This window comes from Stenotrophomonas sp. 17(2023), from assembly GCF_030345315.1.
In the GTDB taxonomy this organism is placed as follows: Bacteria; Pseudomonadota; Gammaproteobacteria; order Xanthomonadales; family Xanthomonadaceae; genus Stenotrophomonas; species Stenotrophomonas acidaminiphila.
Genome location: NZ_CP128405.1, coordinates 781,579 through 802,392, shown reverse-complemented (window position 1 = coordinate 802,392; position 20,814 = coordinate 781,579). Strand labels below are relative to the sequence as shown.

Below are 20,814 nucleotides of genomic sequence, written 5' to 3'. Positions count from 1 at the left end.
GAAGAACGCCCGATTGTAGAGCGCCGCGCCCGCGCCCGGGTCGCAGCGGGCATGGCCCGCTACGCGGCACAGACCCGGTTGCGGCCCTCGCGCTTGGCGCGGTAGAGCTGGCGGTCGGCGGCGGCCAGCAACGTGCGCGGGGATTCCTGCCCGGGGCGGCACTCGGCCACGCCGATGCTGGCGGTGACCACCAGCCCCGGATCCACCTCGTCCATGCGTGTCCGGGCCAGCGCCAGCCGCAGTGCCTGCAGCCGCTGCAGCGCCTGCTCCAGGGTCAGGCCGCGCAGCACCGCCAGGAACTCTTCGCCGCCATGCCGCGACACGAACTGCTCGCCGTCCAGGTGCAGGCGCAGCAGCTCGGCCACTTCGCGCAGCACCCGGTCGCCGCCGTGGTGGCCGTGGCGGTCGTTGATCTGCTTGAAATGGTCGATGTCGATCAGCGCCACGCACAGGGGCTCACCGCGGTCGCCGGCGCGTTCCAGCGCCTGGCGCAGGTGGAGCTCGGCCGCACGCCGGTTGGGCAGGCCGGTCAGCACGTCGTGCGTGGCCTGGTGCTCCAGCCGCTGCAGCAGCCGGTCGCGCTCGGCGCCGGCCAGTTCCAGCGCGCGGTTCTTGTCGCTCAGCTCCTCGGTGCGCGCGGCGATCACCTCGCTGAGCCGGTGCTGGCTGCGCCGGTAGCTGGCGGTGCGCAGCCAGAACCCCAGCACCACGGCCGCCACCAGCGCCAGGCCGAGCAGCACCTGCGAGGACGTGCGCCTCCATAGCGGCGGCACGACCTCCAGTGCCATCTCCGCCCCCCCCACTTCCGGCTGCCGCGCCCAGTCCAGCGGCAGCGCCATGGCCTGTACTTCCAGCCGGTACTGGCCAGGTGGCAGGTTGGTGTAGACCGCCTCGGTGCCACTGCCCGCCTCCACCCAGCCGGCGTCGAAGCCACGCAGGCGGTAGCGGTAGCGCATCTTGTCAGGCGCACGGAAATTGAGCGCCGTGTAGGCCACCGCCACCCGCCGCGCGTCCGGCTCCAGCCGCAGCAACGCCGCCGGCGCCCGTGCGACGCCGTCCACCGAAACCGCCTCGAACACCACCGGCGATGCCTTGCCGTCGTAACGGCCGGCGATGCGCGGGTCGATCAGGCCCAGCCCGGCCGACGTCGGAAACGCCAGCGCACCATTGCTGGCACGCCACCCGGCGGGCATCGAGGCACCGTTGCCCTGGCTGCCGGGCATGCCGTCGCTGCGATCCATCACGTGCACGGCCAACTGCCGGCGGGTGCCGGCGTCGATCTGGTCCAGCTCCGCGCGGGCGACGCGGAACACGCCGATGTTGCTGGGCAGCCACAGGTTGCCGGCCTGGTCGTCGATGATCCGGAACAGCTTGTCGCGCGGCAGGCCATGGCGGTGGTCGTAGACCCGGAAGCTGCCGTTGCGCATGCGCAGCAGGCCGCGGTCGCTGGCGATCCACAGATCGCCGCCCGGGTCACGCAGGAAGTCGAACACGTATTGCGCGGGCACCTCGCCCTCCGCGCCCCAGGTACGCAATACGTCGTCGGGCCCGAGCGCGGCCATGCCCCCGGTGGTGCCGATCCACAGCGTGCCATCGGGGTCGCGGTACAGCGCCTGCACCACCGCGGCGGGCTGTTCCCTGCTGTCCAGGCGCAACCGCAGGCGCCCGTCGCGATAGTGGCTCAGGCCGTGGGTGCCGCCGATCCACAGGCCGCCGTCGGGGTCGGCCAACAGTGCCCGCACGATCGGCTCGCGCGGGCCACCGAGGCGGATCCGCTGTTTCACCCTGCCCTGCGCATCCAGCGCGAACACCCCCTGGTCGTAGGTACCCGCCCACAACGTGCCGTCGCGCCAGGCCAGCGCCAGCACCGAGGGGTCGCGGCCGCCTGCCGCGCCCAGCCGCACCCGCTGCATGCGCCGCTGGTGCCAGCGGTCCAGGCCATCGGCGTGTCCGATCCACAGCGCCCGGTCGTCGCTCTGCAGGACCACCCGGACATAGTCGCTGCCCAGCCCGTCCTTGCGGGTGAAGCCGACCGCGGCAACCTCCGCCACGCGGTGCAGGCCGTCGGTGCTGCCACTCCAGACCAGTCCCTCGCGGTCGACGAGCAGGGCCGCGCTTACCGGGCCGGCGATATCCAGGCGTTCGTCGCCATCGCCGGCGTGGCGCAGCAGCTCGCCGCTGGACAGGCTCATCCAGATCGCGCCGACACCGTCGCGCAGGACCGCCTCGACGCGGTCGCCCGGGTGCAGGTGCTCGACCCTGCCGTCGCGATCTTGCCAGTACACGCCATTGACGGTGGCCAGCAGCCAGCCACCGGCGCCATCGCCGGCAATGCCGCGCACCGCATGGGTACCCGCCCAGTCCGCCCAGGGCATGGCGCGCCCGTCCTGCAGCCGGTAGGCGCCAGCATCGGTGGCGACCAGCACGGCGCCGTCACCGCCATCGGCCAGCGCGTTGACCCGCACGCCGGGCAGGCCGGCATCGGCGCCGGCGTCGTGGATGCGACCGTGCACATCCATCCGCAGCAGGCGGTTGGCCGAGGCGATCCATAGTTCGCCGCCGGCGCCACGCAGCAGCGCGGTGACCGGCAGGCGGCGGGCGCCGGGCTCGCCCAGACGTTGCCAGCGCCCCCGGTAATGGCGGAACACGCCATCGGCCGCGGTACCGAACAGGACCCCGCCGTCGGGCTCGGCGAGAATGCTGAACACGCCCGACAACTCCGCGCCGGGGGTGTTCTGGCGGTCGAAAACGGTGAACCTGCGGCCGTTGAAACGGACCACGCCTTCCCAGGTCCCGGCCCAGATGAAACCGTCGCGGTCCTGCGCCAGCGCATGCACCAGGTTGTGCGGCAAGCCATCGTCCATGGTCCAGTCGCTGACCATGTAATGGCGTCCATCCGCGGCCCGCGCCGCCGGCAGCCAGGCAAGGCAGGCCAACACCAGCGCCATGCATCCATACCATGACGCCAGCCATGTGCTGCGCACGCATGGATCCCTGTGCCGGACGCTCTGGCTACTGCGGACCAACAGAACCGTCTCCCTTCGCGGTTTGGCGCGGCCGGCCACCCAGGCCGGCCGCGCCGTTCCAATCTACCACCGCAAAGTTACGGGTATCGGCCGTCAGGACGCGGCGGCTGCACCGTTCAGCTTGCCGCCTCGTCCGGCCGCACCCGGAACCAGGCCGCATACAGCGCCGGCAGGAACACCAGGGTCAGCACCGTGCCGACGATCAACCCGCCCATGATCGAGATCGCCATCGAGCCGTAGAACGCGCTGCGCGAGAGCGGGATCATCGCCAGCACCGCGGCCAGCGCGGTCAGCACGATCGGGCGGAAGCGGCGCACGGTGGCGTCGATGATCGCGTGCCAGCGGTCGTGCCCGGCATCGATGTCCTGCTGGATCTGGTCCACCAGGATCACCGAGTTGCGCATGATCATGCCCGCCAGCGCGATGGTGCCCAGCAGCGCCACGAAGCCGAACGGCACCCGGAAGATCAGCAGGAACAGGGTCGCGCCGATGATGCCCAGCGGCGCGGTGACCAGCACCATCGCCGCACGCGAGAAGCTGCGCAGCTGCAGCATCAGCAGGGTCACCACCACGATCAGGAACAGCGGCATGCCGGCCTTGATCGAGTTCTGCCCGCGCGCCGAATCCTCCACCGTGCCGCCGACTTCCAGCAGATAGCCGTCCGGCAAGGCGGCACGGATGCCGTCCAGGGTCGGCAGGATCTGCCCGGTGACCTCCGGCGGCAGCAGGCCGTCGGCGATGTCCGCGCGCACGGTGACCGTGGGCAGGCGGTTGCGGTGCCAGATGATGCCATCCTCGAACACGTACTCGAGCCGGGCCACCTGCGACAGCGGCACCGCGGTACCACTGGGCGTGGGAATGGCCAGGCTGGCGAGCATGTCGAGCCGCGCGCGCTCGTCGTCCGGGCCGCGCAGCAGCATGCCGATCTGGCGGTTGCCCTCGCGGTAGGTGCTCACCTGCATGCCCGACAGCGAGCTGCTCAGGAAGTGCGCGATCTGCGCGCTGCTAACGCCCAGCGCGCGGGCGCGCTCCTGGTCTACCACCAGCCGCACCACCTTGCTCGGCTCGGACCAGTTGAGGTTGACGTTGGCCACGTGCGGGTTCTGCCGCACCTTGTCGGCGACCTGGCGGGCGATGGCCTGCACCCGGTCGATGTGCTCGCCGGACACGCGGAACTGCACCGGGTAGCCCACCGGCGGCCCGTTCTCCAGCCGGGTCACGCGCAGCTGCACGTCGGTGAACCGCGGCACCACCTCCTTCAGCAGCCAGTCGCGCACCGCCTCGCGGGCATGGATGTCCTGTGCGAGCACCACGAACTGGGCGAAATTGGTCGCCGGCAGCTGCTGGTCCAGCGGCAGGTAGAAGCGCGGCGAACCGCTGCCCACGTAACCGACGTAGTTGGCGATGTCCTGGCGCTGCTTCAGCAGCGCCTCCAGCTTGTGCGCCTGCGCCTGGGTGGCGGCCAGCGACGCGCCTTCGGCCAGCTCGATGTCCACCATCAGCTCCGGCCGGGTCGAATCCGGGAAGAACTGCTGTGGCACGAAGCGGAACATCACCAGCGAGAACACGAACAGGCCGATGGTGGCGAAGATCACCAGCCAGCGGCGCCGCAGGCAGGCGTCGAGGAAACGCCGGAAGCGCTGGTAGAACGCGCTCTTGTACGGGTCGTGGTCGTGTTCCAGCTGCCTGGGCCGGATCAGGTGCGCGAGCGCCGGATTGCGGTCGGCCCAGCGCAGGCGCAGCGCATGCCAGCGTGCGCCCAGGCTGCCCGGGCGCGGCGGCTGCGGGTTGTGCAGGTCCGGCAGCATCTTGTCGCCCAGGTACGGGATGAACAGCACCGCGGCGATCCACGACACCACCAGGGCGATGGTCACCACTTGGAACAGCGAGCGGGTGTACTCGCCGGTACTGGAGGCGGCGGTGGCGATGGGCAGGAAGCCGGCGGCGGTGATCAGCGTGCCGGTCAGCATCGGGAACGCGGTCGACTCCCAGGCGAAGCTGGCCGCGCGCAGGCGGTCGTAGCCCTGCTCCATCTTGGTGGCCATCATTTCCACCGCGATGATCGCGTCGTCCACCAGCAGTCCCAGCGCCAGTACCAGCGCGCCCAGCGAGATCTTGTGCAGGCCGATGTCGAACTGGTGCATGACGAAGAAGGTCATCGCCAGTACCAGCGGGATCGACACCGCCACCACCAGCCCGGTGCGCCAGCCCAGCGAGAAGAAGCTCACCAGCAGCACGATCACCACCGCCTCGGTCAGCACCTTGACGAACTCGCCGACCGAATCCTTCACCGCGTGCGGCTGGTCGGAGACCTTGCGCAGCTCCATGCCCGCCGGCAGCGTCTCCTGCAGCCGCGCGAACTCGTCGTCCAGCGCCTTGCCGAGCTTGAGGATGTCGCCGCCGTTCTTCATCGCCACCGCGATGCCGATGGCGTCCTCGCCCATGAAACGCATCTTCGGCGACGCCGGGTCGGCGAAGCCGCGCCTGACCTGGGCGATGTCGCCCAGGCGCACGGTACGGTCGCCGGCGCGGATCGGGAACGCGGCGATGTCCTCGACCGAATCGAACTGCCCGGTCACCCGCATCTGCACGCGGTCGCTGCCGGTCTCGAACCAGCTGGCGGGGGTGACCGCGTTCTGGTCGGCCAGCGCCTGCTGCACCTGCTGCAGCGACACCCCCAGCGTGGCCAGCTTGGTGTTGGACAGCTCGATCCAGACCTTTTCGTCCTGCAGGCCGAGCAGGTCTACCTTGCCGACGTCGGCCACGCGCTGCAGCTCCAGCTGGATGCGGTCGGCGTAATCGCGCATCAGCGCGTAGTCGAAGCCCTTGCCGGTCAGCGCGTAGATGTTGCCGAAGGTGTCGCCGAATTCGTCGTTGAAGAACGGCCCGACCACCTCGGCCGGCAGCTGCGAGCGGATGTCGCCGACCTTCTTGCGCACCTGGTAGAACAGCTCGGGCACGTCCTTGGAGCGCATCGAGTCGCGCGCCATGAAGATCACCTGCGACTCCCCAGGCCGCGAGTACGACTGGATGAACTCGAACTGCCCGGTGTTCATCAGCGCCTTCTCGATCGGCTCGGTCACCTGCCGCGAGACCTGCTCGGCGGTGGCCCCCGGCCATGCCGCCTGCACCACCATCGCCTTGAACGTGAACGGCGGATCCTCGGACTGGCCGAGGTGCTTGTAGGACCACGCGCCGATGACCGCCAGCGCGATCATCATGAACAGCACCAGCGCGCGGTTGCCCAGTGCCCACTCGGAAAGATTGAAGCGGCGCACGCCTCAGTCCTCCTTCCGGGCCGGAGCGGGTGCGGCCAGGACCGGCTTGTTGGCCCGGTCCACCGCCGTCACCGGCTGGCCCTCGCGCAGCAGGTGGCCGCCGGCGGCGACCACCCAGTCACCGGCGGCCAGCCCGGACAACACCGGCACGCGTTCGGCACCGTAGGCACCCAGCGTCACCTGGCGCAGGTGCAGCGTGCCCTTGGCCGGATCCACCACCCACACCCCGGCCTGCTGCCGGGTCCGGCCCGGCTGCACCGCCGCCAGCGGCACGCTCAGCGCGCCACCCTTGCCGTGGGCCACGTAGACGCGTGCGCTCTGCCCCAGCTCGACCGCATCCAGCGCTTCGGCCGCCAGGCTCACGCGCGTGGCATAGGTGCGCGCCTGGGCATCGGCGGCCGGTGCGATCTCGCGGATGGTGCCGGGCCAGCGCTTGCCGGGCCGGTTCCACAATTCCACTTCCACTGCCTGGCCCACCGCGAATTCACGGATGCCGCTCTCCGGCAGGGCGATGGCGACCTCGCGGGCGCCGTCGGCGGCCAGCGTGTAGATGGCCTGGCCGGCGGCGACCACCTGCCCGGCCTCGGCCTGGCGGCTGGCGATCACCCCGTCGGCCGGCGCGCGCAGCTGCGCGTAGGCGGCCTGGTTGCGGGCCACGTCCAGGTTGGACCGGGCCGCATCGGCCTGGCCCTGCGCCGCCTTCAGCGCGGCGGTCTGCGCATCCAGCGCGGAGCGGCTGACCAGTTGCTGGGCGGCCAGCGCGGTGTAGCGCCGGTGTTCGTCGCGGGCGCGCACCAGGTCGGCCTCGGCGGCCGCGTACTGCGCCTGCGCCGCACGCGCCTGCAGCGCGTAATCGGCCACGTCCAGCTCGGCCAGCAGCTGGCCCTTGCGCACCCGCTCGCCGGCATTGACCTCGCGCCGCAGCAGGTTGCCGCCGACACGGAACGACAACACCGTTTCCTCGCGCGCCCGTATTTCGCCGGGGTATGCGGTGATGGCCTGGCCACTGTCCTGGGGGTGTACGACCAGAACCGGTACGGCATGTGCGGGAGCAGGCTCGGACTTGCCGCAGGCGGCCAACAGGGCCACCAGCAGGGAACCGCCAATCCATGGGGCAATGTTCATGGGTAAGGATCGCTGGAAGATGAAAGGGGGAGGGATGGCGGTTCATCGCCATTACTGAACGAGGCGGTATAGTATAAATATCGAACCAGCTGGTCTAGTATTGTCTGATGTCTTCGCATCATCCTTCCCACCCCACCGGCAAGCCGACCCCGCGCGGCGCCGGTCCCGGCCGCCCCAAGGACCTGGGCAAGCGTGCCGCGATCCTGGAAACGGCCAAGGAAATGTTCATCGAACAGGGTTTCAACGGCGTGAGCATGGACGGCATCGCCGCCGGCGCCGGCGTTTCCAAACTCACCGTCTACAGCCATTTCGGCGACAAGGAGACCCTGTTTTTCGAGGCGATCCAGGCCAAGTGCGTGGAGATGATGCCCGACGAGCTGTTCGTGACCGACAGCGAAGGCCCGCTGCGCGAGCAGCTGCGCGGGATCGGCCATGCGTTCTTCGCGCTGATCAGCAGCGACGAGGCCATCGCCACCCAGCGCATGATGATGACCCCGGAAACCGACGACCGGATCCGCGAGATGTTCTGGCAGGCCGGCCCCAAGCGCACCGAAAGCGCGTTGGCCGAATTCCTCGAGGCCCGCACGGCCCGCGGTGAGCTGGCGATCGACGACCCGCGCCTGGCCGCGCGCCAGTTCTTCTGCCTGATCAAGGGCGAACTGCACGCGCATATGATGTGCGGGCTGTGCGCGGCCCCGGAGCAGCCCGACGCCGAGGCCCACATCGCCACCACGGTCGACTTCTTCATCCGCGCCTATGCGCCCCGCCCCTAACCTGAACGAACCGGAGGTCGTGATGACTTCCGGCACTGCGGACCTGCCGCGGGCACGGCGATGCTTGCCCCGCACTGCCCGCGCCAACCGGTAAAATGGCCGGCCCACTGCGCCGGATTGACGAGACACCATGACGATCGATTACTCCCACGCCCGCGAAATGATGGTCGAACAGCAGGTACGTCCCTGGGACGTGCTGGACCTGCGCGTGCTGGACGTCCTGGCGCGGCTGCCGCGCGAAGCCTTCGTGGCCGAGTCGCACAAGGCGCTGGCCTATGCCGACATCGAACTGCCGCTGGGCCATGGGCAGAAGATGATGAAGCCGGTGGTCGAAGGCCGCATGCTGCAGGCGCTGGACCTGCAGCCGGGCGACGAAGTACTGGAGATCGGCACCGGCAGCGGCTTCATCAGCGCCTGCCTGGGCGAACTGGCCCGCGAGGTGCTGAGCCTTGAAATCCAGCCGGAGCTGGCCGAGCGCGCGCGCGCCAACCTGGATGCCGCCAAGCTCGGCTCCAACGTGCGCATCGAGGTCGCCGACGCGCTGCAGTGGCAGACCCAGCGCCACTTCGACGCCATCTGCATCACCGGTGCGGTGGATACCGTGCCGGCACACATCCTGAAGTGGCTGCGCCCCGGTGGCCGCCTGTTCGTCATCCAGGGCCGCTCGCCGGTGATGGAAGCGGCGCTGATCAAGGCCGACGGCAGCGTGCAGTCCCTGTTCGAAACCGATATCGACTATCTGCTGGGTGCCGCACCGGCCCCGCAGTTCCAACTCTGATCCGCTACATCCAAGGAAGCCGCAATGATCCGCCGATCCCTCGCCCTTGCGCTGGCTGTCGCCCTCTCGCCGCTGGCGGCCAATGCCGCCGACCTGATGCAGGTCTACGAAATGGCCCGCAACGGCGACCCGCAGCTGGCCTCCGCAGAGTCCAACCGGCTGTACACCAAGGAAGGCCAGGTGCAGGCCCGCGCGGCGCTGCTGCCGTCGCTGGGCGGCTCGGCGTCGCTGAACCGCACCCGCTCCTCGCTGGATGGCGTCAGCGGCTCGAGCACCTCCACCTCGCGCAAGTACGGCATCTCGGGTGAGCAGACCCTGTTCAACTGGACCCAGTTCGCCAACCTGCGGACCCAGCGCGAGATCAGCAAGGCAGCCGACTTCGACCTGGAATCGGCGAACGACGACCTGATCGTGCGCACCGCCACCACCTACTTCAACGTCCTGGTGGCGATCGAATCGCTCAGCGCCGCGCAGACCAACGAAGCGGCCGCCAAGAAGCAGTTCGACTACGCCGACAAGCGCCTGGAAGTCGGTCTGGCGCCGATCACCGACGTGCACGAAGCCCGCGCCCAGTACGACCAGGCGCGCGCCAACACCATCCTCGCCCGCAACACCCTGGCCGACGCCTACCAGGCGCTGAGCGAACTGACCGGGCAGCCGGTACAGGGCCTGCGCAGCCTGCCGGAGGACTTCCGTCCGGAACTGCCGGCCAACCGCGGCGACGTCGACAAGCTGGTGGCCGATGCGATCGCCCAGAACCCGGCGCTGAAGGCGCAGGAGCTGAAGGTCAACGCCGCCGAGTCCGGCGTCTCGGCCGCCCGCGGCGGCCACTACCCGACCCTGTCGCTGGGCGGCAGCTGGGGCAAGAGCGCCAATTGGGGCGACAGCGTCGGCGGCTCCTCGTTCGGCCCGGACGCGACCACCAACTCGATCGGCCTGACCCTGAACGTGCCGATCTTCTCCGGTGGCGCCACCCAGTCCTACGTGCGCCAGGCCCTGGCCCAGCGCGACATCGCCCAGGACGGCTACGAGCAGCAGAAGCGCGCGCTGGACCGCAACACCCGCAATGCCTACCAGGCCGTGGTGGCGGGCATCAGCGAGGTCGAGGCACGCCGCCTGGCCGTGGTGTCGGCGCAGAGCGCGTACGACGCCTCGCAGGTCGGCCTGGAAGTCGGTACCCGTACCGTGCTGGACGTGGTGCAGAACCAGCGCACCCTGTTCCAGGCCAAGCTGGACTATGCGCAGGCCCGCTACACCTTCCTGCTCAGCCGGCTGCAGCTCAGCCAGGCCATCGGCGCGCTGGACGTGGCCGAGGTGCAGGACATCAACCGCCTGTTGACCCAGGATGCCGAGGCGCAGCTGGCGGCGGGCAGCATGCAGTAAGTCCCGCCGCTTCACCGGCATGGACATGCGAAAGGCGGGCTTTGGCCCGCCTTTCGCGTATGCGCCATCACGTGGCGCGGAAGCCAGACGTCGCAGCTGCCCCCTACTCCGGTGCCGGCAGCCGCGGCCCGATCAGTTCCAGGGTCCGTTCCAGCGCACCGCGGCCGTTGGCCACCAGCTGCGCGCCGGCCTGGACCATCTGCCGGCGCGCCGGCGCATCCCCCAGCAGGCGCAGCAGTTCGTCGCCGAGCTGGGCGGCATCGCCGCGGATGCTCAGCGCCCCGGCTTCGCTCATCCGCCGCGAGATCTCGGCGAAGTTGTGCAGGTGCGGGCCGGTGATCACCGCCGTACCCATCGCCGCCGGCTCCAGCAGGTTGTGCCCGCCGATGGCCTGCAGGCTGCCGCCGACGAAGGCCACCTGCGCGCAGGCGAAGAACGGCATCAGCTCGCCCAGCGTGTTGAGCACGAACACCTGGGTGTCGGCGCCCGGCCACTGCTCGGCGCTGCGCGTGGCCACGCGCCAGCCCTGGGCCCGCACCGACGCCTCGACCTTGGCGAACCGCTCCGGGTGCCGCGGCGCCCACAGCAGCAGCGCATCGGGATACCGCTCCAGCACGCGCGCATGCAGGTCGATGACCGCCTGCTCTTCGCCTTCGTGGGTGCTGGCGGCGATCCAGGTCACGCGCCCGGCCGGCACATGCGCATGGAACGCGGCGAGCAGCGGCGCCGGATCCGGCGGGTGGATGTCGAACTTCAGGTTGCCCAGCGCGCAGACCTGCTCCTGGCGTGCGCCGAGCACGACGAAGCGGCGCGCATCCTCGCTCGACTGCGCGGCCACGCAGGTCACCGTGCGCAGCGCGCGCCCGACCAGCGGCCGCAGCAGGCGATAACCCTTCAGCGAGCGTGCCGACAGGCGCGCATTGAGGATGTAGACCGGGATCCGGCGATCGCGGCAGCCGAACAACAGGTTCGGCCACAACTCGGTTTCCAGGATCAACGCCAGGCTCGGGCGGAAATGATCGAGGAAACGCCCGGCGCTGCCCGGTACGTCGTAAGGCAGGTAGACGTGGTCCACCGCGTCGCCCCACAACGCGCGCACCCGCTGCGAACCGGTGGGGGTGATGGTGGTGATGACCCAGCGGATGTCCGGGCGCTGCCGGCGCAGCGCATCCACCACCGGCGCGGCGGCGTTGACCTCGCCCACCGAGACCGCGTGCAGCCACACGCAGGGCCTGCGCCCGCTTTCCGGATACGACGCATAGCGTTCGTCCCAGCGCTTGAAGTATTCGCGCACGCGGAAGCCGCGCCATACCAGGTGATAGACGGTGATGGGCAGCAGCAGGTACAGCAAGGCCGAGTACAGGCCCCGCAGCAGCAGTTCGACGGGATCCTTGCGCATCCGGCGAGGATACCTATGCGCGGCGAACTAGTGGATAGGAAACCGGCGGAGCTGCATGCGCGGCCATCGCCCCGGCCGCTTCCGGGTGCCCATCCGCGGGTTCCTCATTAGAATCCCCCCATGTCCGACACCCCCACCTCCGCCACCCGCCCGTCACTGTGGCAACCACGCCACTGGCCGACGTTCGCCTGGCTGGCGCTGGCCATGCTGGGCGCACGCCTGCCCTGGATGCTGCAGCGCGCGATCGGCCGCGGCATCGGCTGGCTGGCGCTGCACCTGGCCGGTACCCGCCGGCATGCCGCCGAGGTGAACATCCGCCTGTGCTTTCCCGAGCAGGACGAGGCCTGGCGGCGGCAACTGCTGCGCGACAGTTTCGATGCGCTCGGCGTGGGCATCTTCGAGTTCGCCCGCGCCTGGTGGGGCAGCATCGACGCGATCCGCCCGCGGGTGGAGATCCAGGGCCTTGAGCACCTGCAGGCACTGCAGGCGCAGGGCCGCGGCGTGTTGCTGGTGTCAGGACACTTCATGACCCTGGAGATGTGCGGGCGGCTGCTGTGCGACCACGTGCCGCTGGCCGGCATGTACCGGCGCTACCGCAACCCGGTGATGGAATGGGCGGTCAAGCACGGCCGCCTGCGCTACGCCAGCGCGATGTTCGCCAACGAGGACATCCGCGCCACCGTGCGCCACCTGAAGAAAGGCGGCCTGCTCTGGTACGCGCCCGACCAGGACATGCGCGGCAAGGATTCGGTGTTCGTGCCGTTCTTCGGGGTACCCGCTTCCACCATCACCGCCACCCACCAGTTCGCGCGGCTGACCGGCTGCGCCGTGGTGCCCTTCTTCCACCGTCGCGAAGGCGGGCGCTACCTGCTCACGATCGCGCCGCCGCTGCCGGACTTCCCCACCGAGGATGCGGTCGTCGACACCGCGCGCGTCAACGCCGCGATCGAGCAGATGGTGCGCGAAGCGCCGGCCCAGTACCTGTGGATCCACCGCCGCTTCAAGCGGCAGCCGCAAGGACGCAGCCGCTTCTATCAGCGCGATTGATCGCCGCCGGCCGGCGCCGGCGACGGATGGGCAAGCAGGGCGCCGGCGAACAGCGCGGCCAGCAGCAGGGTCGCGCCGCCCCAGAACGCCGAGTAGAACGCCAGGTGGGTATTGAACGGGAACACCGTCACCGCCAGCGCCAGCGTGGCCGGGCGCGCCCGTGCCCGTGCCTCCGCGTCCGCGTAACGCCACGCGCGCCACGCCATGGACGCGCCGGCCAGCCACAGCAGCAGACCCAGGATGCCGGTTTCGGACAGGATCTCGAGCACCAGCTGGTGGGCATGCAGCGCCGGCCCGGTGCCCCAGGCGGCGTACTGCCCGTGCGCCGGATCGCACTGCGGAAAGGCGTTGCGGAACTCGCGCGTGCCCACCCCGTTGAGCGGATGCGCGCGCACCATGCACGCAGCCGCGCTCCAGATCTGGCTGCGTCCGGACAGCGCCGCATCCACACCGGCCGCATCGCCGGTCAACGCCATCGCGGTGCGCGTCACCCGCTCGCGCACCTGCGGGGACAGCCCGGCCAGCAGCACCGCGCCGAGCACGCCGGACAGCAGCACCAGGGCCATGCCCTTCCGGCCCAGCAGGCGCCAGCCGGAGAACAGCATCACCAGGGCATAGGTGATCCAGGACGCACGCGAACCGGCGAGCACGATCACCACCCCGGTCGGCAGCGCCGCCAGCAGCCAGCCCCAGCGTCCCCAGCGCGCGGCGGCGGCGAACAACAGGAATGGCGTGAGGCTGGCCAGTACCTGCCCGAACTTGAGGTTGCACGGCCCGAACACGCCGCTGAGACGGTCCGCCTGCGCCGCTTCCCCGGCGCTGCACAGGCCGTGCCCGCTGACCAGCCATTTCACCTGGTCCATCGACCAGAACAGCGGGCTGCTGCCGGCCAGTGCCTGCGCCAGCGCATCGGCCACCCACAACGCGACGACCACGCCCAATCCGGTGAAGGTGGCCCGGCGCCGGGCGTCGTTCGCCACGGCGATGGCCACCAGCCACATGAAAGGCAGGTGGCGCAGCCCGGCCGCGACCCGGCCCCACGCACGGCCGGGATCGTCCGCGTCCACAGCCGAGACCAGCTGCGGCAGCCAATAGGCAAGGAACAGCGTGCTGGTCAGCGCCCACGCCGGCACGCTGAGCAGGCGGCGGCCGTCGCCGGTGAAGCGCTGCCACGCCAGGTAGCCCAGCATCACCATCGCACCCAGCGCCAGCAACGCCTCGGCGATGCCCGGCGCCGGCCACGCCGCGACGCAGGCGATCACCCAGGCCGGGGCCCATTTCAATGGAGGCGCCGGCGACGCCACGGGGGATTCAATCGACGAGTTCGCCATAAACGTCCAGCGTGGCACGCTGCATGGCCCGCAGGGTGAAAGGGATGCGCCGCGGCAGCGATGGCGGTTGCCGCAGCAGGTCCAGCGCACGCGCCACCAATGTCGCGGCATCGCCCGGCGGCACCGCGCCGGAGGGCTGCAGCTCGCCCAGCAGTTCGCCGACCCCACCGTGGTCCCAGCCCAGTACCGGGCGGCCCACCGCCAGCGCTTCAAGCACGGTGCGGCCGAACGCCTCGGGCTTGTCCGACAGCTGCAGGACCAGGTCGCTGGCCGCGTAGGCCTGCGCAATCCGGGTGGTGGGTTCGGTGATGGCGACCGCGTCGGCGACGCGAAGCGTGGCGGCCTGCTGCTCCAGTTCGCGCACGTATGCCTCGCGCCCCGGCTCGCGTGCGCCCGGCATCCACAGCCGTGCCGGCACATCGTGCCCGCGCAATGCCGCCAGCAGGTGCAGCGCATGCGCATGCCCCTTGAGGCGGGTGCCCCGACCGGGCAACAGCAACAGCGGCCCGGCGCCGGCCAGCGCCGGATGCAGCGCTTCGACCGCCAGCCGCGGCCGCCGGTCGGCCGGCGCCACGTGCGGGAACTGCGCCAGGTCCACGCCACGCGGGATCACCCGCAGGCGCTGCGGATCGGTGGCCGGGTAATGCGCGAGCAGGTAGTCGCGCACGCTGCGGGACACGCAGATCACCCGCTCGCCACTGGCCATGATGCCGCTGTAGCGACCCGGTGAATTGAGCCCATGCATGGTCGTGACCCAGTGTGGGCGCCGTTCCCGCGGCATGCCGCGCAGCGCGTGCCAGCCCAGCCAGGCCGGCAGCCGCGAACGCGCGTGCACGATATCGGCGCCGGTTTCGGCGAACAGCCTGCGCAGCGACACCACGTGGCGCAGGGTCAGCAGCGACTTGCGGCCGATGTCCAGCGCCAGGTGTTCGGCACCGCTGTCCAGCAGCTGCGGCACCAGACGGCCACCGGCCGAGACCACGATGGCGCGATGCCCGGCCTCCACCAGCGCCTGGGCGATCTCCAGCGTCGAGCGCTCGACGCCGCCGGAGTGCAGCGCCGGCAGCAGCTGCACCACGGTCAGGCGGCGCATGCAGGCGTTCAGTCGACCAGCACGAACACCGCGCCGCAGTACGGGCAGGCGGCTTCGCCGTTGGGCTCGTTCTCGATCGGCAGGTAAACCCGCGGATGCGAATTCCACAGCGCCATCTCCGGCGTCGGGCAGCTCAACGGCAGGTCGGCACGGTGCACGTTGTAGCGCTTCTCGGCGTTGGCGGGCGCGGCGGCGGTATGGCTCATGGCGTCATTCACACAGGAAAACCGGGACCGGGCAATTCTAGCAGCGCCGGCAGGACATGGACTTCGCCGGGCATGAGCCGGTGCCATGTCCGGCGACTCCTTCTGCGATGGCCCGCACCCGGCCGCCACCCCATGGCGCCCCGGCAGCCACCGCGCCCAGCGCTACGTCCGCCAGCTCGGGGCCTGCGCATGGAGGAGTTCCCTGACCGCTCCGCCGCGCTGACCGCGCACATCGCAGCGGTTCATGCCGCCTGCCGGCCACCTGGATCCGCGCGCTGTCTTCCGCCCTGCGGGTGGTCAATGGCCACATGCGCATCGAGGACGACGGCAGGCCGACGTCCCGGCTGGCCGCATGCTGGGGGATTCATCGCCAGCCGGCGCCTGCCGGGATCCTGGCACCCGGCAGTGATGCACCTGATGCCCGCCGGCGCCCCGGTACCGGCGGCACCGGCACACGCCTGGTTCTCAGACCAGGATGCCCAGCAACCCACCCACGCCGATGCCGACGACGGTACCGACAAAGAGACCGGCAAGGAACTGCATCCGCAGCGAATCGGAGACGCCGCGCCTGGCGTCATGGTCCGAGATCTTCTTGAACATGCCCCCATCTCCCGATATGAAAGAACACGGAGGGGCGCGCCAGGCGCGCACGAAGCAGGACCGCTCCCGCCTGCAACCTCCCTGTTCCCTCCGCATGGCATTCCACGCCGGCCGGGACGACGAGCCCATTTTCCCGTCTCCCGCAGGCCCTCCGGCCTGACATGGATTTCACCCGAGATACCCGTTTCCCGTAACTGTCAGAATTGACAGGTCGCGGCGTTCCCATGCGGCGCACACGGCGGCCGCCCGGCCAGCTCGATCCAGCAGGCGAAGGTCGGGTGGCCTTCGATCATCACCGGCGGCGCGGCCCGGTGGACATGGAAGCCGGTCCGCCGCAGCAACCGCTCCATCGCCAGCGGCGAGACACTGATGAGTCGCTTCCCGCCCCGGCGTTCCACGTAGTCGGCCGCCAGTTGCAGGATGTCCACCGCCAGCGCCGACGGGCGCTGCGTCGCTCCCCCGGTTCGCGCGCCGCGCAGGTCCATCACCGCGAAGCGCGACAGTTCCCACACCTCCTCCGAACAGGGCGGTGGCAGGCCGTTCATCAACTGCGGGAACATCTCGCCCAGCAGATAGGGGCCGGTAGTCGGCAACAGCCGCGCATAGCCGACGATGGCGTGATGGTCATCGCGGGCGATGACGTGCACGGTTTCGGGCCGGTCGAACCGGTCGCGCTCGATTCCCGGCGGCGTGTCCAGCTGCCAGCCGAGGGTTTCGATGAATACCCGGTAGCGGTAGCGGCCCAGTGCCCGATTGAGCAGCGGCGACAGGTCGCCTGCCCGGGCGAGGATGAATTCCATGAGCCGCTCCCCTGTTGCTGAAGGACGGGGAGGAGTCTTGCAATGCAGCAAATGCCTGATAACTGTCAGGATTGACAGGTCGGCAGTGTCCACGCGCAACGGCGCACGCGTCGCGGGCGACGGCTGCAGCGCGCCCGAACCACCGCCAGTCAGTGCGTCAGCGGAAGCCGATGGCGTCCAGCACCACCGGTTTCCATTCCAGCGTGTCGACCAGTTGCCTGAGGCAGCACGCGGTATGGTCCGGGCCGACGTCCCGGCCCTGTTCATCCACCAGCATCACGTTGCTGCGCGGCGTGTCCCGGCAGGCGGCGGAGACGGGCCGGGCCAGGGTATCGATATGCCAGTCCCAGCCGACCGAGACGGCCGGTACCGAGGTGGTGGCCCATTCGGTATACCCGCTGATGTCCGAGCAGGCCGCCCCCGCTGCAGCGGGGCCATGTTCCTCGTCCAGCCCCGATACCAGGTGCACGAGCCGGATCTGGCCAAGCGCCTGCCGCGATAGGCGGATGTAACCGTCTTCGTCTGTCATTATCATGCAGCCTATGGCAGTGCAGGCGATGGCGGTGCGCCGCGCCGGGCGATGGACTTGACCAATCTAGATGCACGTTGCGGGTACTGGAAGCTGTCAGTACTGACAGTGCCACCCGGCCGTGATCACGGTTTCATCGAGGGCGGAAATGGAGGCGTGGCGGGAAGACCAACTCAATGCGCTGCTGGCGCCCAATGGACAGGACGACCTGTTCGGGACGATCGCCGGGATGGTACGCGCCCTGGGTTTCGAACACTGCGCCTATGGCGTGCGCGCGCCGCTGCCGCTGGCGCAGCCGGAAATCGTGATGCTCAACGATTACCCGGAGATCTGGCAGAAGCGCTACCAGGACAACAACTACCTGCAGGTCGACCCCACCGTTCGCCAGGGCGCGGCGTCGCTCGATGCCTTCGCCTGGTCCAATGGCGACGATCCGCTGGACCCGGCTGCCGCCTTCTGGGAGGACGCGCGCCTGCATGACATCACCTGCGGCGTATCGCTGCCGGCGCTGGCGGCCAACAGCGTGCGCGGCATGCTGACCCTGACCCGTGGCGGTTCACGCCTGGACCCGCTGGAACTGCGCGCCAGGTGGCCGCAACTGCTGTGGCTGGGCCAGGTCGCCCACCATGGGCTGGCGCGGGAAATGCTTGCGCGCTGGCGCGCGACCTCTCGCGAGGCGCTGAGCGCGCGCGAGATCGAGATCCTGCGCTGGGTCGCCGAAGGCCATACCAACCGCCAGATCGCCGCCCGCTTCAACATCACCGAGCGCACGGTCAACTTCCACCTCAACAACGCCATGACCAAGCTCGACGTCGGCAACCGCACGGCCGCGGCGGTGCGCGCGGTGGTCCTGGGCATCATCGCCTGACCCGGCGCTGCGCCCGGCGGCAGCCGCGGGCACCGAATGGTGCGGATACGACAAGGCCGGCATGCGCCGGCCTTGTGGTGGGTTCCGGGGCGACCCGACTCAGGTGCCGCGCTCGGCTTCCATCTGCTTGCGGATCTGCGCATCGACCGCGGCGATGGCGGTCATGTTCAGCACGCGGCGCGAACTGGCGCTGCTGGTGAGGATGTGAACCGGCTTGGAGATGCCCATCAGGATCGGGCCGATCGCCACGCCGTCGGTGAACACCCGCACCAGGTTGTAGGCGATGTTGGCCGCCTCCAGGTTGGGCAGCACGAACAGGTTGGCGCGGCCCTTGAGCGTGCTGTTGGGCAGCAGCTTCTCGCGCAGCGCCTCGTCCCACGCGGTGTCGCCCTGCATCTCGCCGTCCACGTTCAACCGCGGGTTGCGCTTGAGCAGCTGCTCGCGCACCTGGCGCATCTTCAGCGCATCCTTGGAATCATGGCTGCCGAAGTTGGAGTGCGACAGCAGCGCCACCTTCGGCTCGATGCCGAACAGCTTCATGCGGTAGGCGGCCTGCAGCGTGGACTCGACGATCTGCTCCACGCTCGGGTCTTCCTGCACGTGGGTATCGACGAAGAAGAACACGCCCTGCGAGTTGATCACCCCGGTCATCGCCGAGGTCGAACTGACCCGCGGCTCCAGCGGGATCACGCTGCGCACGTAACCGAGCTTCTTGTGGAAACGGCCGACCACGCCGCTGAGCATGGCGTCTGCCTCGCCGCGCGCCACCATCACCGCGGCGATCAGGGTCGGGCGCGAGCGCAGCAGGTTCTTGGCCGCGGCCACGGTCACGCCACGACGGCCGGTGAGCCCGTGGTAGTACTGCCAGTAGTCGTTGAAGCGCGGATCGTCGTTGATGTTGGTGACTTCGAAATCCACGCCCGGCTTCATGCGCAGGCCCAGCCGCTCGATGCGCGATTCGATCACGTCCGGGCGGCCGATCAGGATCGGGAAGGCCACGCCTTCGTCGATCACGTTCTGCACCGCGCGCAGCACCACTTCCTCCTCGCCTTCGGCATAGACCACGCGCTGCTTGTCGGCGCGCGCCTGGTCGTAGACCGGCTTCATGAACAGGCTGGTGCGATAGACGAACTGCGCCAGCTTCTGCCGGTAGGCGGCCATGTCGGCGATCGGGCGCGTGGCCACGCCCGAGTCCATCGCCGCCTGTGCCACCGCCGAGGACAGCTCCACCAGCAGGCGGCGGTCGAACGGGCGCGGGATCAGGTAGTCGCGGCCGAAACTCGGGGTGTCGCCGCCGTAGGCCGCGCCGAGGTCGGACGCCTCCTTGCGGGCCAGCGCGGCGATGGCACGCACGCAGGCGACCTTCATTTCCTCGTTGATGCCGGTGGCGCCGACGTCGAGCGCGCCGCGGAACAGGTACGGAAAGCACAGCGCGTTGTTGACCTGGTTCGGGTAGTCCGAACGGCCGGTGCCGATGATCGCGTCCGGGCGCGCGGCGCGCGCCACTTCCGGCATGATCTCCGGGGTCGGGTTGGCCAGCGCGAAGATCACCGGGTCCGGCGCCATGGTCTTGACCATCTCGGCGGTGAGGATGCCCGGGGCCGACAGGCCCAGGAAGATGTCCGCACCCTCGACGATCTCGGCCAGGGTGCGCTTGTCGGTGTCGCGCGCATAGCGCGCCTTCTCCGGATCCAGCCCTTCGCGGCCGCTGTGGATCACGCCGTCGCGGTCGAACGCCAGCACGTTTTCCGGCTTGACGCCCAGCTCCACCAGCATGTTCACGCAGGAAATGCCGGCCGCGCCCATGCCGGTGGTGGCGACCTTGACCTCGCCGATCTTCTTGCCGGTGATGTCCAGCGCGTTGAGGATGGCCGCACCGACGATGATCGCGGTGCCGTGCTGGTCGTCATGGAACACCGGGATGTTCATGCGCTCGCGCAGCTTGCGCTCGACCACGAAGCACTCCGGCGCCTTGATGTCCTCCAGGTTGATGCCGCCGAAGGTCGGTTCCAGCGAGGCGATGATGTCGACCAGCTTGTCCGGGTCGTTCTCGTCGACCTCGATGTCGAACACGTCGATGCCGGCGAACTTCTGGAACAGCACGCCCTTGCCTTCCATCACCGGCTTGCCAGCCAGCGGGCCGATGTTGCCCAGGCCCAGCACCGCGGTGCCGTTGGAGATCACCGCGACCAGGTTGCCGCGTGCGGTCAGCTCGCTGGCCGCGGCCGGGTCGGCGACGATCGCTTCGCAGGCATAGGCCACGCCCGGCGAGTACGCCAGCGACAGGTCGCGCTGGGTGAGCATCGGCTTGGTGGCGGCGACCCGGATCTTCCCCGGCGGCGACATGCGGTGGTAGTCGAGGGCGGCCTGCTTGAAATCTTCTTTGGACATCGACGGGACTTGCTGTGGCTGAATGCCCGATTCTAGCGACTCGGCGACGACATGAACCGTTTCATCGGGGACTGCATTCAGGACGCGGCACCCGAATCGGCATGCTGCCCTGCAACATTTTACGAAAATATTTTTCATTGCGCCGGTTATCTGCTACATAGACCGCTCTCCAGCGGGGAAGATGGGG

At 69.7% G+C, this 20,814-nt stretch carries 16 protein-coding genes; 5 read left to right on the top strand and 11 right to left on the bottom strand.

The window, feature by feature from the left end; translation table 11 throughout:
• Positions 1-59 precede the first annotated feature (59 nt).
• The 3 genes from QQA12_RS03425 to QQA12_RS03415 all read right to left on the bottom strand — a co-directional run bounded on the left by QQA12_RS03425 (position 60) and on the right by QQA12_RS03415 (position 7,429).
• Positions 60-2,948: a ligand-binding sensor domain-containing diguanylate cyclase gene (locus QQA12_RS03425; RefSeq protein WP_226050638.1), complete on the bottom strand. Its 2,889-nt coding sequence runs from the start codon at positions 2,946-2,948 to the stop codon at positions 60-62.
• Between the two features lie 194 nt (positions 2,949-3,142).
• Complete coding sequence (locus QQA12_RS03420; protein WP_054663166.1) at positions 3,143-6,304, bottom strand: efflux RND transporter permease subunit; 3,162 nt, start codon at positions 6,302-6,304, stop codon at positions 3,143-3,145.
• Between the two features lie 3 nt (positions 6,305-6,307).
• Positions 6,308-7,429: an efflux RND transporter periplasmic adaptor subunit gene (locus QQA12_RS03415; protein WP_054663163.1), complete on the bottom strand. Its 1,122-nt coding sequence runs from the start codon at positions 7,427-7,429 to the stop codon at positions 6,308-6,310.
• Between the two features lie 107 nt (positions 7,430-7,536).
• Between QQA12_RS03415 and QQA12_RS03410 the strand changes: the two genes are divergently transcribed.
• The 3 genes from QQA12_RS03410 to QQA12_RS03400 all read left to right on the top strand — a co-directional run bounded on the left by QQA12_RS03410 (position 7,537) and on the right by QQA12_RS03400 (position 10,363).
• On the top strand, positions 7,537-8,202 hold the full coding sequence (locus tag QQA12_RS03410; protein ID WP_054663159.1) for a TetR/AcrR family transcriptional regulator: 666 nt from the start codon (positions 7,537-7,539) through the stop codon (positions 8,200-8,202).
• 130 nt (positions 8,203-8,332) lie between these two features.
• Entirely contained in the window at positions 8,333-8,980 is a 648-nt protein-coding gene (locus QQA12_RS03405) for a protein-L-isoaspartate O-methyltransferase (RefSeq protein ID WP_054663156.1), read from the top strand.
• A gap of 24 nt (positions 8,981-9,004) precedes the next feature.
• Positions 9,005-10,363, top strand: a complete 1,359-nt coding sequence (locus QQA12_RS03400) for a TolC family outer membrane protein (RefSeq protein ID WP_056931981.1) — start codon at positions 9,005-9,007, stop codon at positions 10,361-10,363.
• Between the two features lie 103 nt (positions 10,364-10,466).
• Here QQA12_RS03400 and waaA read toward each other — a convergent pair whose 3' ends face one another.
• Positions 10,467-11,762: a lipid IV(A) 3-deoxy-D-manno-octulosonic acid transferase gene (waaA, locus tag QQA12_RS03395; RefSeq protein ID WP_226050639.1), complete on the bottom strand. Its 1,296-nt coding sequence runs from the start codon at positions 11,760-11,762 to the stop codon at positions 10,467-10,469.
• 120 nt (positions 11,763-11,882) lie between these two features.
• Between waaA and QQA12_RS03390 the strand changes: the two genes are divergently transcribed.
• On the top strand, positions 11,883-12,809 hold the full coding sequence (locus QQA12_RS03390) for an LpxL/LpxP family Kdo(2)-lipid IV(A) lauroyl/palmitoleoyl acyltransferase (RefSeq protein WP_226050640.1): 927 nt from the start codon (positions 11,883-11,885) through the stop codon (positions 12,807-12,809).
• Here QQA12_RS03390 and QQA12_RS03385 read toward each other — a convergent pair.
• From QQA12_RS03385 to QQA12_RS03360, 6 genes are all read right to left on the bottom strand, one after another.
• Positions 12,797-14,140: an O-antigen ligase family protein gene (locus QQA12_RS03385; RefSeq protein WP_226050641.1), complete on the bottom strand. Its 1,344-nt coding sequence runs from the start codon at positions 14,138-14,140 to the stop codon at positions 12,797-12,799. The genes QQA12_RS03390 and QQA12_RS03385 overlap by 13 nt on opposite strands.
• Positions 14,121-15,233, bottom strand: coding sequence for a glycosyltransferase (locus QQA12_RS03380; RefSeq protein WP_226050642.1), 1,113 nt, complete (start codon positions 15,231-15,233; stop codon positions 14,121-14,123). The genes QQA12_RS03385 and QQA12_RS03380 overlap by 20 nt, the downstream gene beginning before the upstream one ends.
• Positions 15,234-15,241: 8 nt before the next feature.
• Complete coding sequence (locus QQA12_RS03375) at positions 15,242-15,439, bottom strand: zinc-finger domain-containing protein (RefSeq protein WP_054663138.1); 198 nt, start codon at positions 15,437-15,439, stop codon at positions 15,242-15,244.
• 465 nt (positions 15,440-15,904) lie between these two features.
• Complete coding sequence (locus QQA12_RS03370; protein ID WP_256363884.1) at positions 15,905-16,039, bottom strand: hypothetical protein; 135 nt, start codon at positions 16,037-16,039, stop codon at positions 15,905-15,907.
• A 197-nt stretch (positions 16,040-16,236) separates the two neighbouring features.
• On the bottom strand, positions 16,237-16,839 hold the full coding sequence (locus QQA12_RS03365; protein ID WP_226050643.1) for an acyl-homoserine-lactone synthase: 603 nt from the start codon (positions 16,837-16,839) through the stop codon (positions 16,237-16,239).
• Between the two features lie 157 nt (positions 16,840-16,996).
• Complete coding sequence (locus tag QQA12_RS03360; protein WP_226050644.1) at positions 16,997-17,368, bottom strand: DUF4902 domain-containing protein; 372 nt, start codon at positions 17,366-17,368, stop codon at positions 16,997-16,999.
• A 148-nt stretch (positions 17,369-17,516) separates the two neighbouring features.
• Between QQA12_RS03360 and QQA12_RS03355 the strand changes: the two genes are divergently transcribed.
• Positions 17,517-18,236, top strand: coding sequence for a LuxR family transcriptional regulator (locus QQA12_RS03355; protein ID WP_226050645.1), 720 nt, complete (start codon positions 17,517-17,519; stop codon positions 18,234-18,236).
• A 99-nt stretch (positions 18,237-18,335) separates the two neighbouring features.
• On the opposite strand, the gene QQA12_RS03350 is transcribed toward QQA12_RS03355, so the two are convergent.
• Complete coding sequence (locus QQA12_RS03350; RefSeq protein WP_054663125.1) at positions 18,336-20,627, bottom strand: NADP-dependent malic enzyme; 2,292 nt, start codon at positions 20,625-20,627, stop codon at positions 18,336-18,338.
• Positions 20,628-20,814 lie beyond the last annotated feature (187 nt).